Source organism: Crocosphaera chwakensis CCY0110 (genome assembly GCF_000169335.1).
Taxonomy (GTDB): Bacteria; Cyanobacteriota; Cyanobacteriia; order Cyanobacteriales; family Microcystaceae; genus Crocosphaera; species Crocosphaera chwakensis.
Genome location: NZ_AAXW01000076.1, coordinates 1 through 19,901, shown reverse-complemented (window position 1 = coordinate 19,901; position 19,901 = coordinate 1). Strand labels below are relative to the sequence as shown.

Here is a 19,901-nt window from a genome sequence, read left to right as displayed (position 1 = left end):
GTAGACACCACAGCGATTGCTATTACAGTTTTATTAATTTTATGTCAGTTAGTTACTCTGAGGAGGGAATTTCTGGATTTAGTAATTCAGCCACAATTACAGTGATGGCTATGTTTATTTTAAGTGCTGGAATTACACGAACAGGAGGATTACAAATTGTTAGAGATTTACTTTTTCAGTTAGGAGGAAAAAGCCTCAAAAAGCAAATAGCTTCTCTAGGAATTATTGTGGGTTTTATTAGTGCATTTATTAATAATACTGCTGTGGTTGCTGTGTTTTTACCTATTATAGAATCTTGGGGTAAGAAACAAAAAATATCTTTGTCTAAGTTATTAATTCCTCTTTCTTATACAGCCATTTTAGGAGGTGTTCTTACAATTATTGGAACTTCTACTAATATTTTAGCGAGTGGATTATCAAAGAAGTTAGGATATGGTGAATTTAGTATTTTTTTGATAACGCCTATCGGAATTCCTGTTTTTTTGATAGGATTAACTTATTTAATATTTATTGCTCCTCGAATATTACCCGATCGCAAATCCGTGAGTAATGATGGATTGGATATTGATTATGGGATGAAAGACTATGTTAGCGAAATTATTATTACCCCTCGTTCTAGTTTAATTGGACAAACATTAAGACAAAGTGGAATCCAAAGAAAATTCGATATTGATGTTTTAGAAATCATACATAATGATATTCATTTTCCTCAACCTTTAGCCGATAAAATTTTATCATTAGGAGATATTTTATTAGTTAGAGGAAGTAAAGAAGATTTACTACAAATTCGAGACGAAAGAGGGGTTGATATTTTAGCTAATGTAAAATTTGACCAAGAAGAAGTTGAAAATGAATTAAGCTTTGGAGAGGACAAAGTAGCAGAAGTTCTGATTTTATCTAACTCTCGCTTAATTGGTTCAACCCTTAAAGACTTACGGTTTAGACAACGATATAATGCTACGGTTATTGCTATTCGTCGAGGGGAAGAATTATTACGAGAAAGACTGGGAAAAGTTCGTTTACGATTTGGGGATTTATTGTTAGTTCAAGGACCAAGAGAAAGCTTTATTGGTTTACAAACAACGAGAGAATTATTAGTCTTAGAAGAAAGAGATATAGAAACTTTACGACAAAATAAAGCCTACATTGCGATCGCCATTGTCTTCGGAGTTGTTATTCTGGCTGCTTTCAATGTTTTACCTATTTTAGTTAGTAGCTTAGTGGGAGTTATATTGATGATTTTTACAGGATGTTTAAAACCAGGAGAAATTTATGGTGCAGTTCGTTGGGATATTATATTTCTCTTAGCAGGATTAATTCCCCTAGGAATCGCTATGGATAAATCAGGGACAAACGAATTAATTGCTAACTACATTGTTATATTAGGGGATTATTTACCTAATTATTTTGTTTTAGTTATTTTCTACTTTTTCACTGCTTTACTTACTGAAATTCTCTCTAATAATGCAGCAGTTCTATTAATGTTACCTGTCGCTGCTGAAGTTGCTAAAAATCTTAGTCTTAATCCGATTGCTTTTATGTTAGCAGTTATGTTTGCTGCTTCTAATAGTTATATGACTCCTATTGGCTACCAAACCAATACGATGGTTTATGGACCAGGGGGTTATCGCTTTTTAGATTTCACCAAAGTGGGACTTCCCCTAACGTTAATGTTTACGTTTCTGGTGCCTTTTTTCATTATTATCATTTATGGTTTATAGCTTAACTTATCGATAATACGGATAAGATGTATCCTGAGGAACAAATCGATAATTGCGGCCATTTCCTCGGTAAGTTCGATTACGGTTATAACCATTAGAATAACCACAATTGTAGCAATTTCCCCGTTGCTCCCTTTGAATAGTAATTCTTTCTCGGAAAGTATAATTTCCTCCACCTCTATGATAATAATTTCCTCTAGGATAACTATTGCCGATATTGGTATTAGGAGCAATAATGGTACGATGAACGCCAGCATTGGGATTAAAGCGAATTCGATTAGGATAAGCTAAAGTTTCTGTTTCTAAAACCGACAAAGAGAGGGTGATTCCTAAAAGTAAACCTAAGGATTTGTTGATCATTGATTTTATCCTCCACATGAAAAAATCTTAATTTTCTGGGTAAGTTTTCTTATCTCTATTCTAGACGTTGTTTTTAGTAGAGGTTCAATGCAGATCAAAGTAATAGTACAAGTTAGGCTAATCATTAAATTCGCTTTTAGTCTCACCTTCACCGATTTGTTGACACGACTAACTTTACTTAACGTGATTCGCTAGAACATTTCTCTGTTTCTGAAGTTTCATCGGTTAGTCGAGACAGGGCATAATTGAGAAGTAACCGATCTTCAATATTATATTTAGCACTAGGACAAGGTTCTATCCCCTCTAACCAACTTTTGGGACAAGAACCACCACAAACGGGAAGCATTTTACAAGTAGAACAAGGGTAAGTTTTTTGCGAGACTTGATTGTTAAAGTTACCTAAGCGTTCTCGATTTCCCGGCATTTTTTGACCCGATAAATGATCAATAGCATATTCATTCGGCGTGCCGTAGGTGGGAACATAGGAAACTTCAGTACAGTTAAAAATATTACCGTAAGCATCCACTAATTCAGCACTGGTTTGAACAGCCATACAAACAATAGGAACTCTGCTAGGAATTAGACCAGGATTAAAGCCTAATTCAATCATTTCACTTAACCAAAAAATTTCTAATTCTGCAAATTCTTCATGAGAAAGAGACTGTTTATGAGCATCATTTCCCCAAGAATGAATAGGAGCAACATAAAAACTAATTTTATCCTGAATCTTAGCCGTTGCTAATTCTCGCAATAGCAGGGAAACTGATTCGTAATTTTGATAATCCACATTACAACGAATAATTAAATTAACTTCTAAATCGTCTCGTTGAGCTAAATTAACAACATTAGTAAAAATTTTTGAAAAAGTGGGTCTACCGCTTTTTTGGATTCTGCGAATATCATGATATTCCTGTGTCCCATCTAAAGTAATTTCGATGGTGGTAATATGCAAATCTTCCACTAATTCTCTGGCAATTTTTTCAGTTAATGCCAACCCATTAGTGACAATTTTAGCTTGATAACTACAATTAAATTCTTCTGCCAATGCTTTAAGTTGAGGGGTTAAACTTCTAATAACAGATAAACCCACTAATGGTTCACCCCCAAACCAACCAATAGAAAGACTGGTGAACTTTTTCGTTTCTAATTTATTTCTAGTCCGTTCGATGAATTTTTTTTGCGCTTCTTCGTTCATCTTTTGAGGACTATGTTCTTGTCCACAATAATGACAGCCTAGCTGGCAGTACGCTGTAGGTTGAACCACTAAATAAAGGTTATCATCTTCATCAATGACTGATTGGTTTTGTTGGATAATGGTTTGAAGTTCATCTTCTTGTTCAGGAACCAATAACTCAATAGCTATTAATTCATCTAAAATTTCTGGAGGAAGAAGGTCAAAATCACCTTGTTCAATTCGTTGCCAACTCCATTCATCAATTACCCGAAAACTCGCTGTTCTAGTCACAAAAATTGCCCGTTTCGTTCTTTCTTCTATTTGATCAAATACAGGACGACTTACTCGATAGTAATGAGATAATTTTAGAGCCATAATTTTTCCTCAACTTGAAATTAATAAAAGTGATAGTAAGTTAATAAAGGTTATTTAACTTACTATCCTATAAAGCCAAACCTTTAGCTTGACAGAGTTAGCATCAAGAGTTTCAATGAGAATGAGCTAACAAAATCCTAAATTTGCTTAAACTCTTAACCTATTTTTATTGTTGAAACTGACGAATAGAATGGTTAATTGGGTTAGCACGATTCGTGAAAGTTTCGGTAGGTTTTTTAGAACATAATCCATTGCAAGTTCCGTCACAAGAACCATCATTGGCAGCACGGCCAATATTAGGCTTGATGGTTTCTAAACTAGGCTTAAAAGTTGCCTCACGGGGTGTTGTACTTGTGGTTGATTCAATTTGTAAACCGGAACGATTAAGAAGGGTTTGAGTGGGAATGGTGGGTTTAGCTTCGGCGACAGGAGTTAAAGCTGCAGCACTGGTTAAAGCAAGAAACCCAAGAAGACATTTAAAGTTGCGAGTGCGATTATTAGCCATTTGTGTTACCTTTAAAATAAGTGAAGTTTAATAGGGCTATTCCTTTGAAAGACCAATCAAAAGTAATTGACTAATGTTGGTTTAAGGTTCAAGCCCTTATTTCGTTATAAACATAATATTTTAGATAATCAGGGGATGTCAGTCCCAAATAAAAAAATATTTTTTGTATTCTATTGGTTTTCAAGTAGATAAAAGTAGAAAAAAATAGAGAAAAGTAGATATAATTGAAAATATTGAGAAAAAGGCTTAATAAGGTTTTGTTGCAAAGATGATCCAGAGTCAATCTCTCAAACCTTGGGAGAGTCGCTAAAATAACTCCAGAGAAAGAAGATTAAAACAGACAACAATAATTAATCATTGCGATCGCCTATCATAAGGTAACCTAAAAGAATAAGACCAAACATCCTTTCAACGATTTCAACAAAGTAAAGTAATTTTATGGGGACAGCTAATCAAATTTGGCTCTACGATACTACGCTCAGAGATGGGGCCCAACGGGAAGGCATTGCCTTATCTTTAGAGGATAAGCTTAAAATTGTCCGTCAATTGGATAAAATGGGGATTCCCTTCATTGAAGGCGGTTGGCCGGGGGCTAACCCCAAGGATGTGCAGTTTTTCTGGAAGTTACAAGAAGAACCCCTGACTCAAGCGGAAATCGTGGCTTTTTGTTCAACTCGCCGTCCTAATAAAATAGCAGCCGAAGACCCCCTTTTAAAAGCCATTTTAGCTGCCGGAACCCGATGGGTGACTATTTTTGGTAAATCTTGGGATCTCCACGTTACAGAAGGGCTAAAAACGAGCTTAGAAGAAAATTTAAAAATGATCGCCGATACTATCGAATATCTTCGCAGTCAGGGAAGGCGTGTTATTTATGATGCCGAACATTGGTTTGATGGCTATATTAATAACCGAGATTATGCCCTAGAAACCCTCAAAACGGCTAAAGTAGCCGGAGCAGAATGGTTAGTGTTATGCGATACCAATGGGGGAACCTTACCCCATGATGTCACTCGTATTGTTCAGGATGTAATCACTTACTTAGACATTCAACCCGATAAGGACAGTCCTCAATTAGGTATTCATACTCACAATGATTCCGGAACTGCTGTGGCCAACGGGTTAGCTGGAGTGGTAGAAGGGGTGAGAATGGTACAGGGAACCATCAACGGTTACGGGGAACGCTGCGGTAATGCCAACCTCTGCACCTTAATTCCCAATTTACAGTTAAAAATGGGTTATCACTGTCTAGAAGAAACCCAGTTAACCCAACTAACCAAAACCAGCCGTTTAATTAGTGAAATGGTTAATTTAGCCCCCGATGATCACGCACCTTTTGTGGGGCGTTCAGCCTTTGCTCATAAGGGAGGCATTCATGTGTCTGCGGTACAGAAAAATCCCTTAACCTATGAACATATTAAACCAGAAAACATTGGTAATGAAAGACGTATTGTTATCTCAGAAATGGCAGGTTTAAGTAATGTTTTATCGAAGGCAAAAACCTTTGGAATTGAGTTAAATAAAGAAGATGCTGCTTGTCGTCAAATTTTAGCAAGAATTAAAGAATTAGAACACGAAGGCTATCAATTTGAGGCAGCAGAAGCAAGCTTTGAACTATTGATGCGTCAAGCATTAGGACAGACAAAAAGTTTCTTTGAACTGCAAGGATTCCAAGTTCATTGTGATAGGTTATATGAGGAAGGAATGCCCTACAGTAATGCGTTAGCTACTATCAAAGTAACGGTTAATGGAGAAGATAGATTAGAAGTTGCTGAAGGAAATGGTCCCGTTTCTGCCTTAGATAGTGCGTTACGGAAAGCCTTAGTTAATTTTTATCCCGAAATTGCTCAATTTCATCTCACGGATTATAAGGTCAGAATATTAGACGGAGGTGCTGGAACTTCCGCTAATACTCGTGTGTTAATTGAGTCAAGTAATGGTCATGAACGGTGGACAACGGTAGGAGTTTCTCCTAACATTTTAGAGGCATCTTATCAAGCAGTGGTAGAGGGAATTGAATACGGTTTATTGTTAAAGTCAAGTCTTAAACAACCAATTCAATCGATTTCTTCTTAAAAATTATCCTTAGTTTTTAAATTTCTAAAAAATAGCAAAGAGGCAAGAATGTTAATAATGTTTCTTGCCCCTTTTCATGATTTTTTTATTACAATCTACCTTTAGATTGCATCACTTTTAGTAACTAAATGAGCTTCTAAGAACCATAACCGCTTATCTACTTCACGGGAAATCTCAGTATATAAGTCTGCGGTGTCTGCATCTCCTAATTCCTCAGTTTTATCAATCGCTTCACGGAGATGGGCCCCATAAGCAGCATAGCGTTCTGCTAAAGCTTGAACGTGTTCAGCACCATTAACTGCATCAAAGGAATATTCAGGAATTAAAGACTCATTCGCAGCAATTCTAGCAGTTCCCATCGCAGTTCCCCCTAAAGCGGTGATTCTTTCTGCTACCATATCCACATATCTCTCTAATTCTCCTGCTAGAACGTCAAATAGTTCATGAAGTTGATAAAAATCGAGTCCTTTAACATTCCAATGAGCTTGCTTCGCTTGGGTTTTTAAGTCCAAACTGGTCGCTAAAGTGGGAGATAGAATACTAACAACTTGTTGACGAACATCAACAGATAAGTCGATGCGAGTAGGATAAAAACGAGCTTTTGATGATGCGTTAGGACTGTTCGTAACTTGTGCAGTAGCCATAAAAGTTTGTCCTTAGTAAGAGTTTTAGTTATTCTGATTATAACAATAAGTAAGGACACAAAATAAATGACCCAGTTAGGACAGACAAGATACAAGAGATAGGGTCATTGGTAATTATTAGAAAAATGTGTAAATAATTATGCTTAGGTAGTTATTGGGTTAAGACATGATTATTGGTTACTAGACTCCTATTCTAAAATTTAACTAATACACTATTATCTTTAAAATTATGTTATTAACGATTACAAATTGATTAATGAATGAAACAGACATTAGTTTTTTAATGGATTATTTAACCGCAGCGATTCGTTTATCGATTCCGTTAGGATTTGCTGCTTTAGGGGGAATGTGGTCAGAACGGTCTGGGGTTTTGAATATCGCACTAGAAGGGATGTTATTAACGGGAGCTTTTGTCAGTGCTGCGGTGGCTTTTATTAGTAACAATGCTTGGTTAGGATTAATCATAGGAGGTGTCATCGGGGGATTAGTTGGATTAATCCACGCTTATTTATCGGTGACTTTACAAATTAATCAAATTGTTTCAGCGTTGGGTGTTAATCTATCCGTAGCTGGACTAACTTCTTTTTTTAGTCGTATTGTTTTTGATCGAGGCGATACAAATACTTTACCTAAATTCTCATTTTTTGAGTTTTTAAATCAATCACAGTTACAATGGGTTTTATCCCCTGAAAACTTATTTATATTTCTCTTAATTATCTTAATAATTAGTAGTCTTTATTTATTATTTTATACTAACTTTGGTTTATCTGTTAGAGCGGTAGGACAATATCCTTTAGCAGCAGAAACTGCAGGAATTTCAGTTGATTGGATTCGTTATAAATGTGTGATGTTATCAGGAATATTATGTGGACTAGGAGGCTCATATTTAGCTCTAGTTCATATTCAATATTTTGCTGAGGGAATTGTGGCAGGAAAAGGCTATATTGCCCTAGCTGCTGTCATTTTTGGTCGGTGGCATCCCCTAGGAATTATGGGAGCTTGTTTTTTGTTCGGTGCTACAGAATCCTTACAGTTAAGAATACAAGCCTTTGATATTAATATTCCTTATCAATTTTTGAATATGTTACCCTATCTTGTAGCTTTATTGGCTTTACTAGGTTTAGGGGGTAAAGCATCCCCGCCGAAAGCGTTAGGGGTTGCCTATAACAAAGAAAGTAGAGATTAACTATTTCGTGTTTAACAACATTAACTGCTGAATTGGGATAGTTCACGGTAGAATAGTCAAGATTTCAGAAATCCTGACAACTTAGCAATAAGGAGTGTGTGTTGTGTTGAGGAAAATTCAATGGGACAAAGCTACAACCTGGGGCAGAAAAACCCTAATTTTTTCCTCGAAACCCCTATTAAGTCTGGTATCGTCTCTTATTGCTTCAAGTTTCTTAATTACACCGTCCCATGCACTCCTAGGCAAAGTTGGGGTCATTAAAAGTCCAGAAAATCAACAGCAATGGACATCTATTCGCAACCGTCTCCTGGCCACCGGCATTCAATTTTGTTTTATCGAAGCAGAAAACTGGAAAACAGCAGAAGACCTGAGAAATGTTCGTACCCTATTTTTGCCCAATGTAGAAACCATTGATGGTCAACAAGCACAAGCGTTAGAAACTTGGGTAAAAGGGGGCGGAAATCTTATTGTTAGTGGTCCAACAGGGAATTTATCAGAATCAGCAGTAAAAGACCAATTGAGGGCTTTATTTGGGGCTTATTGGGGCTTCTCTAACTCCGATCCTTCTACGATTCGAGTCGAACAAACCAGTCAACTTTCTCTAATTAATCCCGAAAGTCTGAGTGATACTTTAATCGGCGGTGTGGTTATTCCCAGTTCTATTACGGCTCAACCCCTTGCTGTGTGGTTAACAGAAAACAAACCCCCCGCAGTTATTATTGATGACCAGACCATTTTTCTAGGATGGCGTTGGGGCGTAAATGGGGTAACCTCTGCTATCTTTGATGTCACTTGGTTAAAAACTGTTTTAAATCGCTACGGTATTAATGAAGGAAATCAGTTAGTTGCAGAAAGAAGCGTGGATATTCCCCCCTGCAATTTACTCGATCTTAATCCTCCTCAACAACCTTTTCCTATCTTACCCCCTGCCTATATTCCCAAACCTGAAGAACCTGAAATTGAAACCGGGCCTGAACCCTCCATTGAAATAGAATTATCTCCCGACTCTTCTGTCCCTTCTCCAACCCTAGTGAGCGACCGCCGTTCTCAAGGGTCTAATTATGGAGTCGCTCAGAATTCTGTGGCGGTTATTTCTCCTCAACAAGCCCAAACGATGAGCGAAGAGTTATCTAACCTTATTGTCCGTTTTGAAAGCACCCTTTTAGCAGCCCAAGCTCATAGTCAACCCATTTCCAACGAAAATCAATTCGCTTTACGCAAGTCTGAAGAAGTCGTAAATCAAGCTAAAATTAGTCTGCAAAACTTTGAGCGATTACTGAATCAAAGGCAATATGATCAAGCCAGACAATTGTGGTTAAAAGCCCGTCGTAGTCTCTGGGACAACTATCCCACTGATCGCCCTGTAGCTCAAGCAGAAGTGCGAGCAATGTGGTTAGATCGAGGCACTATTGTCAAAACTCGTTCAGAAGCAGAGTTAGCGGTATTATTTGACCGAATGGCCGAAGCGGGTATTAATACAGTGTTCATGGAAACTATTAACGCTAGTTACCCCATTTATCCGAGTCAAGTCGCCCCAGAACAAAACCCCTTGACCAAAGGATGGGACCCCCTCAAAGCTGCGGTCAAATTAGCCCACGAACGAAACATGGAACTTCACGCCTGGGTATGGGTATTCGCAGCAGCTAATCAAGGTCATAACAAGGTTTTGGAACAACCAGAAGACTATTTGGGACCGGTGCTTTCTCGTCACCCTGACTGGGGAATAACCGATAAAAAAGGCAATCATTTTGATAGAGGTCCACAATTCAAGAAGGCTTTTCTTGATCCTGCTAACCCTAGAGTTCAGAAATATTTGCTTTCTCTATTCGATGAAATTGTTCGTAATTATGATGTAGATGGAATTCAATTTGATTATATTCGTTATCCGTTTCAACAACCCCAAAATGATCAAACCTTTGGGTATAGTAAATCCTCTCGTTATTTATTTAAAGAAATAACAGGCGTTGATCCTATCGAAATTTCTCCTAGTCATCCTTTATGGAATCAGTGGACAGGGTTTCGTATTCGTCAAATTGATAGTTTTGTCGCTACCGCTTCAACTTATTTAAAAGAGATCAATCCTGAGTTAATTATTTCTGCTTCTGTGTTTCCCATTGAACAACGCGATCGCCTCTTTCGTCTGCAACAAAATTGGGAAGAATGGATGGAACAAGAATGGGTAGATATGATTGTTTTAATGACCTACGCTCTAGATACTGGCAATTTAGAAGAACGGATTAAATTGGCGTTTGATGATAGTTTACCCCGATCTGCTTTGGTTATTCCTGGGTTACGTTTATTGAAGGTTCCTGATCCTGTGACCATCGATCAATTGCAATTTGTTCGTAATATGCCTATTAGTGGTTTTTCCCTCTTTGCAACGGAAAACTTAACTCCTTCTTTACAAACTTTATTAAGTCGGATTCAAAGCACAAAAACTACCCAACCTCTGCCCTATCGTCAACCCTTTGAAACAGCCTTATCTCGTTATCAATCTTTGCAGAAAGAGTGGACTTTTTTAGCTAATAAAGAACAGTTAAAACTGGATAAAAATAGTCTGAAGAAAATTGATGATCAAGGGAAGCAATTAGAGGCAGCCCTAGAAAAACTAGCAGCAGAACCATCAACGAATAATCTCAAACTCGCCCAACAATATTTAAGACAATTTCAACAACAGTTTCCTAACTGGATGAGGAATCATAAGCAAGTTTATTCCTATCAAGTCCAAGTTTGGGAAAATAGACTAGAAACCCTAAATAAATTATTAGCATACGGAGAAAAAAAAATTACTAATAACCCTAAAACAAGGAACTAAGTCATTTTTTATCATCAATACACGATAAAAGTTAAATATTAAATCTGATACAATACTCCCAAAGAAATTAAAAGTAATCATAGTATAGATTGGAAAAACTTTATGTCCCAACCTTCTATTAATAGTCCTAAAATCTTTTGGAAAAATCCTCTTGAATGGTTATTAAGTTTATGGGAATTTTCTCGCCCTCATACGATAGTTGGAACCAGTTTAAGCGTCTTAGCTTTATATTTAATTGCTTTATCTACTCTCGAAAAGAGTATTACTTTTGATAATATTCAAAACTTATTGTTTCCCTTAATAGCTTGTTTATGTGGTAATGTTTATATCGTTGGATTAAACCAACTAGAAGATCAAGAAATAGATAAAATTAATAAACCCTATCTTCCCTTGGCTTCAGGAGATTTTTCTGTTGTTCAAGGGCGTTATATTGTCAGTATTACAGGAATTTTAGCTATAATCCTTTCTTTCATGGGAAGTTGGTACTTAGGGGCAACAGTAACTATTAGTTTATTAATCGGTACTGTTTATTCTTTACCTCCTATTCGATTAAAACGTTTCCCTTTATTGGCTGCTTTTTGTATTTTTACGGTTAGAGGAATTATTGTTAATTTAGGACTATTTCTTCATTTTACTTATAGTTTTATCAATCGTTCTTTTTTAGTTCCTGAAGTTTGGATATTAACAGCCTTTGTAGTTATTTTTACTATCGCGATCGCGATTTTTAAAGATGTCCCTGATATGGAAGGAGATAAAGAATATAACATTACAACTTTTACTATTTTATTAGGGAGAAAAACAATTTTTAAAGTTTCTTGTGCTGTTATTACTGTTTGTTATTTGGGAATGATAATAGGGGGATTTTCATCTATTTTAAATATTAATAAAATGTTTTTAATATTTTCTCATTTTGGGTTATTAATAATATTATTATGGCGAAGTCAGAGAGTTGACTTAGATGAAAAAGAGTCTATTGTCCAATTTTATCAGTTTATTTGGAGATTATTTTTCTTAGAATATTTACTATTTCCCCTGGCTTGTTTACTTTAAGGTAATTTTGAAAAAATCTTGTATTTAGTAATGTTTGGTACTGTAAATTTTTCTATTAATCTTGAGTAATATCCTCATAAAGTGGTAACATTAAATCTGCTTTATCCATAAACAAGGAAGCCATAAAACAGATGGCCATAGCTTATATTATCGGACTAGGAAGATCAGGAATTGCTGCAGCAAAATGCCTTAAGCAAGACGGGTGGGAAGTGATCATTAGCGATCGCTCTACCTCCTCCAATTTAAACCATTTACAGCGACAACTACAAGCAGAAGGAATCACAGTTAAATTAGGTCATAGCCTTAACTTAAATTCTACTGCCATACCTAAATTAATTGTCGTTAGTCCTGGAGTTCCTTGGGATATTCCTTTCTTGATAAAAGCCCGTAACCAGAAAATTGATACCATAGGGGAGTTAGAATTAGCTTGGCGATATCTTCAGTCATCTCCTTGGGTAGGTATTACAGGAACCAATGGTAAAACCACTACCACCGCTTTAGTCGCAGCTATTTTTCAAGGGGCAAAATTAAACGCCCCTTCTTGCGGTAATATTGGTTATGCTGCTTGTGAATTAGCCTTATCTCAATTCAATAAAGATAATACTGGTAATTATGATTGGATCATCGCAGAAATTAGTAGTTATCAATGTGAATCATCTCAAGAATTAAGTCCTAAAATTGGTCTTTGGACAACCTTTACCACCGATCATTTAAATCGTCATAAAACCCTAGAAAACTATTACGCAATTAAGGCATCTTTGTTATATCGCAGCGAATATCAAATTTTTAATGGTGATGATCCTTATTTACACCAAGCAGGATTACATCAATGGGCCGATGCTTATTGGACTACTATAAAAGGAAAAGAGAATTTACTATGTGATTCTAGTAAAGGGGTTTATATTCAAGATAATTGGGTTGTCGCTTTTGATGAGTTGATTTTACCCTTAAATCTCTTTAAAATGCCAGGTTTTCATAACCAACAAAATCTTTTAATGGCTATTGCAGCAGCTAGATTAGCGGGTATTGAAAAAGGGGCAATCGCTTCAGTTATAGCAACATTTACAGGAGTTCCTCATCGTCTGGAATATATCACAACTATTGATGGAATTGATTTCATTAATGATAGTAAAGCAACCAATTATGATGCAGCAGAGGTAGGTTTATTATCAGTACAATATCCTACAATTTTAATAGCAGGAGGAGAAGAAAAAGAAGGGGACGATAATAAATGGATTACACAAATCAAATCAAAAGCTGTTAAAGTTTTACTGATAGGTGAAGCTGCTGAAAATTTCGCGAAACGTCTTCATGATTGTGATTATCATGATTACGAAATTATTGAAACAATGGATAAAGCAATAGAAAGAAGTTTAATATTAGGACGAGAACTAAAAGCAAAAGTTGTTCTTTTATCTCCTGCCTGTGCCAGTTTTGACCAATATCAAAGCTTTGAACATCGAGGAGATCATTTTCGAGAATTATGTCAACAATTAGCTAATTTTTAACCATTGCTGTAAATAGGTTATAGATTCTTGGAGATGTCTAATATGTCCCCTTTACCGATGGTGGGGACATTCTGCTGCAATTTTTAGGTTAAATCTTATGCCGATTGAGGCCAAGTATTCATCTTAATGCGATGTAACTGTTGTATCAGTTCATCTCTTCCTTTGATCTCTTCAATACGATAAATAATTTTCCCCTCATTAAAGAGAATTAAAGTGGGTAAATTTTTTAAGCGATAGGTATTAGCCAATTGAAAATTTTGATCAGCATTAATACTTACCACTTCCAACGGACTATCCCATTCTTTTTGGATTTTTTGGAGAAAGGGATTAATTAACAGACACAAACCACACCAAGGGGCCCAAAAGTTGACCAAGACAGGTTTAGGGGATTCGAGAACAACGTGAGCAAAATTTTGATTGTTAACAGACAACATCATCGATTCAGTTGTGTTTATCTTCTTTTTATAAAATACTTTGAACTATGTTATATCCATTTGGCTTATTCTGGCAAAGGAATTTTCGGTACGGGGATCACGAAGATCAACTTTACTCTTCATCAATGATACATTAGGGATCAAAAAATAAGTTAGTAACATTTACTTATGTTTGAGATTACAACAATAAATCAAGTTCGGAACTAACTCGATCATAAATCTTTAGTCCTCGGTTGTACAAATTTTTTTGCTGATGATTTCTCCTGCTAGTTTATGACCGAATTCATTCCAATGGCCACTCCCCATAATCGTATTATCAAACCCATGTAAAAAGATTCTATTCTTATCAGCATAGGATTGAAATAAAGGAGATAAGGTTAACGCTTCAAATCCTTGTTCTTTTCCTAAATTTGCAATCCGTTTATCAGGATAAAAAGGGTCTTTGATCTCTGCTTGATCAAAATATTGTTCTCGATAAGCAGCATCAGGATAAACTTGAGCAGGATTACTTAATGTTACCACTAATAAATCTGAGTTAATTGATTGTGTTTCTTGTTGAATCAATTTAATTAACGCTTCTGTAATATTCCATGCTTCTTTCCAGTTGGGATCACTATTTTTGTAGAGTTCTGGTGTAAAATCAAGATACTGGAGTACGTCTTGATTCTCTGTTGCTGTTTCAGTTCCTAATAACTGACGATTCTTTTTGATTGCGATTCTTGTTTCATTAAGTAATTGTAAAATACGAGAATTATTAATTGTCGAAAAAATTGCTTTTCTCATAAAACTATTACGCCATTGATAGGTTTCTGTTTCCTTAAAGGACAAATCTAAGACATATTCTCCCTCTTTTTTAATTAAAAATGGACTAAATCTATCATCAGGACTTAAGGTTTTTGAGTTGTTAATAATATCGTTGCCGGTAAACACTGCTAAGACAACCAAATCAGGAGAATACTCACTAACATGGTGTTTTAAAGTCATATATTCCTGTGCAGTTCCATAGTCACCTACTCCAAAATTAATCACTTCAACATTTTTATTTTGAAACTTTTGACATTGGGGTAATTTCTTTTCCATCAGTGACCAAAATGTATCCTCTGCATTAACTTGTATTGCTTCAGCAAATGAGTCACCAATAACAGCAATTCTAAAGGTATTTTCAGGCTTTTCTTTAATATAGTTTTTATCTCTTAATCCATCTTTATTAACCGATACCCAACCTTTTCCTTCGTGCTTCCACCATCCTGATATCCCTGGAATTAACGCATGGCCACGATGAGGATCAGCTTGATAAAAACTAGGGTAAGCAATACCCATTATTCTTAGGGCAATTTCTCCAATTATTAAAGCAAAAATTGCCCCTCCTAATCCTAATAAAAGATTACCACTTAATTGCTTTAATTTGTTTGATTTGGGCATAATTGTGAATAGAATTTATTTAAAACTATGTTTTGATAATCAATGATTTATTTTTTTAATAAAGATTGTTCAGTGTCACTATCAAAAAAATGTATTTTTTCTTGATTAAAAGATAACCATATTTTTTCACCTACTTTAACTGACTTTTCTCCTGAAAGACGAACAATAATTTGAGACGGTGTTTCATCTAATGTTTTTGTAAATAAATAAATTTCGTTGCCTAGATTTTCCACTAAATTGACTTGAACTTGTAAATTTTCTGTACTAGAAGTTCCTAGGGTAATATGTTCAGGACGAATACCAAAAATAGCAATTTTTTTATTGTATTCTTTTAGATAAGATTTCCAAGTAGGAGGAATAATAAAACTAAATTTACGGTGACTAATTTGCAAAGGATGTTCAATTTTTACGGGTAAAAAATTCATAGACGGTGTTCCAATGAAGCCCGCAACAAAACAATTAGCAGGGTTATGATACAATTCCAAAGGAGAAGCAACCTGTTGAATTTTTCCTTGATTCATAACAGCGATTCGCTCACCCATTGTCATTGCTTCGATTTGATCATGAGTGACATAAATCGTTGTAATACCGAGTTTTTGCTGTAATTGAACAATTTGAGAACGAGTTTCAGCCCGTAAAGCTGCATCTAAGTTAGACATGGGTTCATCCATTAAAAAAACTTGAGGATTTCTAGCGATCGCCCGTCCTAACGCCACCCGTTGTTTTTGACCTCCGGATAAATCTTTGGGTAAGCGATTTAATAAAGATTCTAATTGTAATAATTGAGCAACTTGTTCAACTTTTTGATTAATCGTTGTTTCTGTTGATGAATGGTAACGAAATTGTTTAGGAAATGCTCTTGTTAAACCCGTTAAACCTTTTTCGAGTTCTCCTGGTAAAGCGGACTTATTCGCTTCTTTTACCCCTTGAGTCATGCGACGTAAACCAAAGGCAATATTATCATAAACATTGAGATGGGGATAAAGCGCATAATTTTGAAACACCATAGCAATGTCTCGCTGTTTAGGAGGTAACTGGGTGACATTTTTTTCCCCTACCAAAATGTGGCCTGATGTAGCTGTTTCGAGTCCAGCAATCATCCGTAAAAGGGTACTTTTTCCGCAACCAGATGGACCAACCAAGACCATAAATTCCCCGTCTTTTATGTCTAAGTCAATATGATGCAAAACCTTGACCACATCGCCCTTGGACTTTCCCCCTCGTTGAGGAAAACTTTTGTTAATATCTTGTAAAATAACTTTGGCCACGTTAATACACTAGAACCGTTTGTTTGATATTGTACAGTTTGATTAAGATAAGAAAAAATATACCAAGAAATGTAAGGGTTTTCATGGCGGATCAACTTATACGCGCAACAGCAGCCGATGGGGGCATTCGGGCGGTTAGCCTAATTTCTACCCGACTCACAGAAGAAGCAAGACAAAGACATAAACTTTCCTATGTCGCCACTGCAGCCCTGGGACGCACCATGTCAGCCGGTCTATTACTGGCTTCTAGCATGAAACGAGAAGGGTCTCGTGTCAACATTCGGGTTAAGGGAAATGGCCCATTAGGAGGGTTATTAGTAGATGCGGGGTTAGATGGAACCGTCAGAGGTTATGTCGCTAACCCTAGTATTGAACTCCCTCCTAACCCTCTCGGTAAATTAGATGTGGGGGGTGCGGTTGGTTCAGAAGGATTTCTTTATGTGGTGCGAGATGTGGGGTATGGTTATCCTTACTCCAGTACCGTAGAGTTAATGTCGGGGGAAATAGGGGACGATGTGACCCATTATTTAGTTACTTCCGAACAAACCCCCTCAGCGTTGTTATTAGGGGTATTTGTAGGGGCGCAAGGGGTGACAGCAGCCGGTGGCTTATTGTTGCAAGTGATGCCCAAAGCAGCTAGAGATGAACAGTTAGTGGCGACTTTAGAATCTCGTATCGGTAAGCTTTCAGGATTTACCCCTTTATTAAGAGACGGTAAAACATTACCCGATATTTTAGACGAATTATTAGGAGATTTAGGCTTAGTTATCTTTCCTGAAGTTCAGATGTTGCGATTTAATTGTCGTTGTTCTTTTAGTCGGGTTTTAGGGGCTTTGAAACTATTAGGAGAAGCTGAGTTACAAGATATGATTGAAAAAGATGATGGTGCTGAGGCGACTTGCGAATTTTGTGGGGAAGTTTATCAGGCAAATAGTGATCAATTAGCCCAATTAATTGAAGATTTACGGACAGAGTCGGTTTAGTTTTAATTGAATTATTTTGTTATCAAAATGGTTAACCCTTCTCGTGACTGAGAAGGGTTTTTTTAGAGGGTTAGGGAAAAGCAACGTCATGTAATGCAGTGTCCACAACAGAAACATACTCTTGATTAGATAGAGCATTATTGTCAAGTCTTCCTTTAGCGATCGCACTTTCGATGAGAGTTTCTGCATCAATTTTATTGGCTGCTACAGCATGAATAAAACTCACATGGCCAGGAATTCCAAACTCAGCAAAATAGCCTTGATAAGCCAATTCTACTAAAGTTGTTGCCAATAAAGTAGAAGTAGCTTGTGTCGGATAATCGCTAACAGCTGCGACTTCTTCAGAAGCTATCACAGGAGTGACAACTGTAGCTAATAAAGCAGAAGATAAGCCACCAAGGATGAGATGTTTCATGATAAATCGTATGAGGGAGTAGTTGTCTTGAAAGTTAGTCAAAAAAATCACTGTTATCAATGATTCAAATCTGACTAAATTTAATAAGTGTTCTACCTAGCTAAAACCTAAATTTTACCTAGATTTGATTCCGTCAATGATGTTATTATAAATAGCTAATTTGTTTAGCATCTTCCTCTAATTAGGTCATGCTATCAGGTGAAAAATGCCGATCAAACAAGAAAAAAATCAACAAAATATAAATATAGCCTTACGGATACACGTTAGGACATTTTTTTGTGAAGTTGGTCTTTAAATTCTTTTCTTTTATTTTCATCTCTTTCTCGATATCCGTAAGTTTTTTTTTCTAGTTATACCTAACTTTTTAATTCCATCACTCACGTTTTGCTGTGTGACATTTTCTCCCCATTTCTCGGCTATTTGTTGCTGTGTTTTATCTTTATGTTGTCTGACAAACTGTTTGAATCTCTCTAAATCTTGAATTTTGCGATTATTTTTAGGAGGACGCTTGGCGGTCTCGCGGGAGCGAGTGCGGCTGCACCGCTTTGAAGTCTCCTGTTTCTTGTTCTCTTTTTAGCCATAAATCGAGAGTATTACGACTAATTTTCATTAATCGGCAAATAGCTATCTTCTTTTCTCCTCTATAATAAGCATTTACGGCTTTTTTTCTCAAATCGTAGCTATAAGGAGCAGGCATTTTTTTCTTGTTTTCGTGAGCACTTTAATTCTAGCTAATTTTGTCCTAACCTAACCCCGTATTGCTATATTTTTAACAGTTTAATAACTAATTTTACAAAGATGTTACTTTTAATAATTTTTTGAATAGTTGATTAGAATCTTTCTCCGATTCCAAAGTGAATACGAGAATCTCCCTCATCATTAATTCCGTAATCAACCCGAATTGGTCCGACAGGGGATTGAATTCTCACCCCAATACCATAACCATAACCATCACTCGGTAAGCCGCGTACCACTCCAGGAATCCCTCGGACAGAACGTTGAGATTTAATCGTTGTACCATAATCAAAGAAAATAGCAGCCCCAACGGCCGGAATAATAGGAAACCGATATTCTGCAGTAGCTTGAAAATAACTCCGTCCATTACCCAGTTCTCCTTCGGCATAACCCCGAACTGAGTTACTACCCCCGATGACAAAAGCTTCGTAGGGGGGTAAATCTTCTAGGACGGTTCCTGCTTGGACATTAAAAGCTAAAGCTTGGGGTTTGGGTTGATCTTCTTCAATAAACCCTAAATCGATAAAATCGACGGGAATATAATAACTATAATTTCCTCGTAAACGAGTAAAGGCGATACTCCCTGATCCCACTGGTAAGGTTTGTTCTACCCCCAAACGAATAACATAACCACTGGTGGGACGTAAAGGATTATTGCGAAAATCTTGGGCTGCAGCAAAGCTGAGGGTTAATAAGTCATCCCGTCCCGAATCACTAAACGATAAAGGTTGTTCAGGAAAGCCATTAATAGGAGCAGACAGAGGAGCAATATCTCCGTCAGCGTTTTCGATTTGCACCCGTTGATAGTTAATCCCTGCCGTCAGTCGCCAGTCTGGTTTCGTAAAAGGATCTTCAGCTAAGGGACGAGCAAAAGAAACCCCTCCCCCTGTCCTAATAACCCTAGGACTGTCGAATCCGTTCAAGGTTCTAATCGAAGAGTCGTCTCCATCAAAGACTAAGGAGATAGTTCGACGACGGAACCCGTTAACCGTATAGGCGGTACGATAAGGATCACCAGCAATCCACGGATCAGTAAAACTGACATCGAGGAGTAATTCTCGTTCTCCGACTTGGACTTCCCCGCCAAGGGTTTGGGCGTTTCCTCCTAAATTTTGTTCTTGATAACTAATGGTTCCAAACAGTCCACTACTAGAACTAATCCCCGTCCCTGCGGCTAGCGATCCTGTGTTTCCTTCGACCACATCGACGTTGACAATCACTTCTCTAGGATCT

The 19,901-nt window shown here is 36.8% G+C and carries 16 protein-coding genes and 1 pseudogene; 7 read left to right on the top strand and 10 right to left on the bottom strand.

The genetic code is table 11. The annotated features are described in order from the left end of the window. A pseudogene (locus CY0110_RS24725) lies at positions 1–1,721 on the top strand (SLC13 family permease); the annotation flags it as partial. Between the two features lie 6 nt (positions 1,722–1,727). Here CY0110_RS24725 and CY0110_RS24720 read toward each other — a convergent pair. The 3 genes from CY0110_RS24720 to CY0110_RS24710 form a co-directional block, all read right to left on the bottom strand. After that, complete coding sequence (locus tag CY0110_RS24720) at positions 1,728–2,081, bottom strand: hypothetical protein (RefSeq protein ID WP_008278353.1); 354 nt, start codon at positions 2,079–2,081, stop codon at positions 1,728–1,730. Between the two features lie 178 nt (positions 2,082–2,259). Then, complete coding sequence (locus tag CY0110_RS24715) at positions 2,260–3,630, bottom strand: radical SAM/SPASM domain-containing protein (RefSeq protein WP_008278352.1); 1,371 nt, start codon at positions 3,628–3,630, stop codon at positions 2,260–2,262. Positions 3,631–3,796: 166 nt separating this feature from the next. Then, complete coding sequence (locus CY0110_RS24710; RefSeq protein WP_008278351.1) at positions 3,797–4,135, bottom strand: hypothetical protein; 339 nt, start codon at positions 4,133–4,135, stop codon at positions 3,797–3,799. 438 nt (positions 4,136–4,573) lie between these two features. On the opposite strand from CY0110_RS24710, the gene cimA reads away from it, so the two are divergent. Continuing rightward, positions 4,574–6,208 carry a citramalate synthase gene (gene cimA, locus CY0110_RS24705; RefSeq protein ID WP_008278350.1) on the top strand — a complete coding sequence of 545 codons (1,635 nt, stop codon included), beginning with the start codon at positions 4,574–4,576 and terminating at the stop codon, positions 6,206–6,208. Between the two features lie 101 nt (positions 6,209–6,309). On the opposite strand, the gene dps is transcribed toward cimA, so the two are convergent. Then, positions 6,310–6,852 (bottom strand): DNA starvation/stationary phase protection protein Dps, encoded by a 543-nt coding sequence (dps, locus tag CY0110_RS24700; protein ID WP_008278349.1) that lies wholly within the window; start codon positions 6,850–6,852, stop codon positions 6,310–6,312. Between the two features lie 256 nt (positions 6,853–7,108). Here dps and CY0110_RS24695 point away from each other — a divergent pair, with 256 nt between their 5' ends. The 4 genes from CY0110_RS24695 (at position 7,109) to murD (ending at position 13,411) form a co-directional block, all read left to right on the top strand. Continuing rightward, entirely contained in the window at positions 7,109–8,038 is a 930-nt protein-coding gene (locus tag CY0110_RS24695; protein WP_008278348.1) for an ABC transporter permease, read from the top strand. A gap of 103 nt (positions 8,039–8,141) precedes the next feature. Continuing rightward, on the top strand, positions 8,142–10,853 hold the full coding sequence (locus CY0110_RS24690; protein WP_008278347.1) for a family 10 glycosylhydrolase: 2,712 nt from the start codon (positions 8,142–8,144) through the stop codon (positions 10,851–10,853). Positions 10,854–10,955: 102 nt separating this feature from the next. Then, the gene (locus CY0110_RS24685) at positions 10,956–11,903 is read left to right on the top strand and encodes a homogentisate phytyltransferase (RefSeq protein WP_008278346.1); all 948 of its coding nucleotides are present in this window, start codon (positions 10,956–10,958) and stop codon (positions 11,901–11,903) included. A 131-nt stretch (positions 11,904–12,034) separates the two neighbouring features. Next, a complete protein-coding gene (gene murD / locus CY0110_RS24680) occupies positions 12,035–13,411 on the top strand; it encodes a UDP-N-acetylmuramoyl-L-alanine--D-glutamate ligase (RefSeq protein ID WP_008278345.1) in 1,377 nt (458 codons plus the stop codon). 95 nt (positions 13,412–13,506) lie between these two features. Here the strand turns inward: murD and CY0110_RS24675 are convergent, their stop codons facing one another. The 3 genes from CY0110_RS24675 to CY0110_RS24665 form a co-directional block, all read right to left on the bottom strand. Next, entirely contained in the window at positions 13,507–13,848 is a 342-nt protein-coding gene (locus CY0110_RS24675) for a thioredoxin family protein (RefSeq protein ID WP_035800607.1), read from the bottom strand. Positions 13,849–14,067: 219 nt separating this feature from the next. Further along, on the bottom strand, positions 14,068–15,267 hold the full coding sequence (locus CY0110_RS24670; protein WP_008278343.1) for an SGNH/GDSL hydrolase family protein: 1,200 nt from the start codon (positions 15,265–15,267) through the stop codon (positions 14,068–14,070). A 47-nt stretch (positions 15,268–15,314) separates the two neighbouring features. Further along, the gene (locus CY0110_RS24665; protein WP_008278342.1) at positions 15,315–16,535 is read right to left on the bottom strand and encodes an ABC transporter ATP-binding protein; all 1,221 of its coding nucleotides are present in this window, start codon (positions 16,533–16,535) and stop codon (positions 15,315–15,317) included. A gap of 83 nt (positions 16,536–16,618) precedes the next feature. Between CY0110_RS24665 and hslO the strand changes: the two genes are divergently transcribed. After that, a complete protein-coding gene (gene hslO / locus CY0110_RS24660; protein WP_008278341.1) occupies positions 16,619–17,518 on the top strand; it encodes an Hsp33 family molecular chaperone HslO in 900 nt (299 codons plus the stop codon). A gap of 70 nt (positions 17,519–17,588) precedes the next feature. On the opposite strand, the gene CY0110_RS24655 is transcribed toward hslO, so the two are convergent. The 3 genes from CY0110_RS24655 to CY0110_RS24645 form a co-directional block, all read right to left on the bottom strand. Continuing rightward, positions 17,589–17,933: a hypothetical protein gene (locus CY0110_RS24655; RefSeq protein WP_008278340.1), complete on the bottom strand. Its 345-nt coding sequence runs from the start codon at positions 17,931–17,933 to the stop codon at positions 17,589–17,591. 496 nt (positions 17,934–18,429) lie between these two features. Next, the gene (locus CY0110_RS29490) at positions 18,430–18,630 is read right to left on the bottom strand and encodes a helix-turn-helix domain-containing protein (protein WP_008275139.1); all 201 of its coding nucleotides are present in this window, start codon (positions 18,628–18,630) and stop codon (positions 18,430–18,432) included. 133 nt (positions 18,631–18,763) lie between these two features. Further along, positions 18,764–19,901: BamA/TamA family outer membrane protein (locus CY0110_RS24645; RefSeq protein ID WP_008278339.1), on the bottom strand; the 1,138-nt coding region annotated here is incomplete at its 5' end.

What these genes read in the sequence shown, in the direction of transcription:
- CY0110_RS24685 (WP_008278346.1), top strand. Translation starts at nt 10,956, where the DNA reads ATGTCCCAACCTTCTATTAATAGTCCTAAAATCTTTTGGAAAAATCCT.
- hslO (WP_008278341.1), top strand. Translation starts at nt 16,619, where the DNA reads ATGGCGGATCAACTTATACGCGCAACAGCAGCCGATGGGGGCATTCGG.
- murD (WP_008278345.1), top strand. Translation starts at nt 12,035, where the DNA reads ATGGCCATAGCTTATATTATCGGACTAGGAAGATCAGGAATTGCTGCA.
- CY0110_RS24655 (WP_008278340.1), bottom strand. Translation starts at nt 17,933, where the DNA reads ATGAAACATCTCATCCTTGGTGGCTTATCTTCTGCTTTATTAGCTACA.
- CY0110_RS29490 (WP_008275139.1), bottom strand. Translation starts at nt 18,630, where the DNA reads ATGCCTGCTCCTTATAGCTACGATTTGAGAAAAAAAGCCGTAAATGCT.
- CY0110_RS24670 (WP_008278343.1), bottom strand. Translation starts at nt 15,267, where the DNA reads ATGCCCAAATCAAACAAATTAAAGCAATTAAGTGGTAATCTTTTATTA.
- CY0110_RS24695 (WP_008278348.1), top strand. Translation starts at nt 7,109, where the DNA reads ATGAATGAAACAGACATTAGTTTTTTAATGGATTATTTAACCGCAGCG.
- cimA (WP_008278350.1), top strand. Translation starts at nt 4,574, where the DNA reads ATGGGGACAGCTAATCAAATTTGGCTCTACGATACTACGCTCAGAGAT.
- CY0110_RS24675 (WP_035800607.1), bottom strand. Translation starts at nt 13,848, where the DNA reads ATGATGTTGTCTGTTAACAATCAAAATTTTGCTCACGTTGTTCTCGAA.
- dps (WP_008278349.1), bottom strand. Translation starts at nt 6,852, where the DNA reads ATGGCTACTGCACAAGTTACGAACAGTCCTAACGCATCATCAAAAGCT.
- CY0110_RS24720 (WP_008278353.1), bottom strand. Translation starts at nt 2,081, where the DNA reads ATGATCAACAAATCCTTAGGTTTACTTTTAGGAATCACCCTCTCTTTG.
- CY0110_RS24715 (WP_008278352.1), bottom strand. Translation starts at nt 3,630, where the DNA reads ATGGCTCTAAAATTATCTCATTACTATCGAGTAAGTCGTCCTGTATTT.
- CY0110_RS24710 (WP_008278351.1), bottom strand. Translation starts at nt 4,135, where the DNA reads ATGGCTAATAATCGCACTCGCAACTTTAAATGTCTTCTTGGGTTTCTT.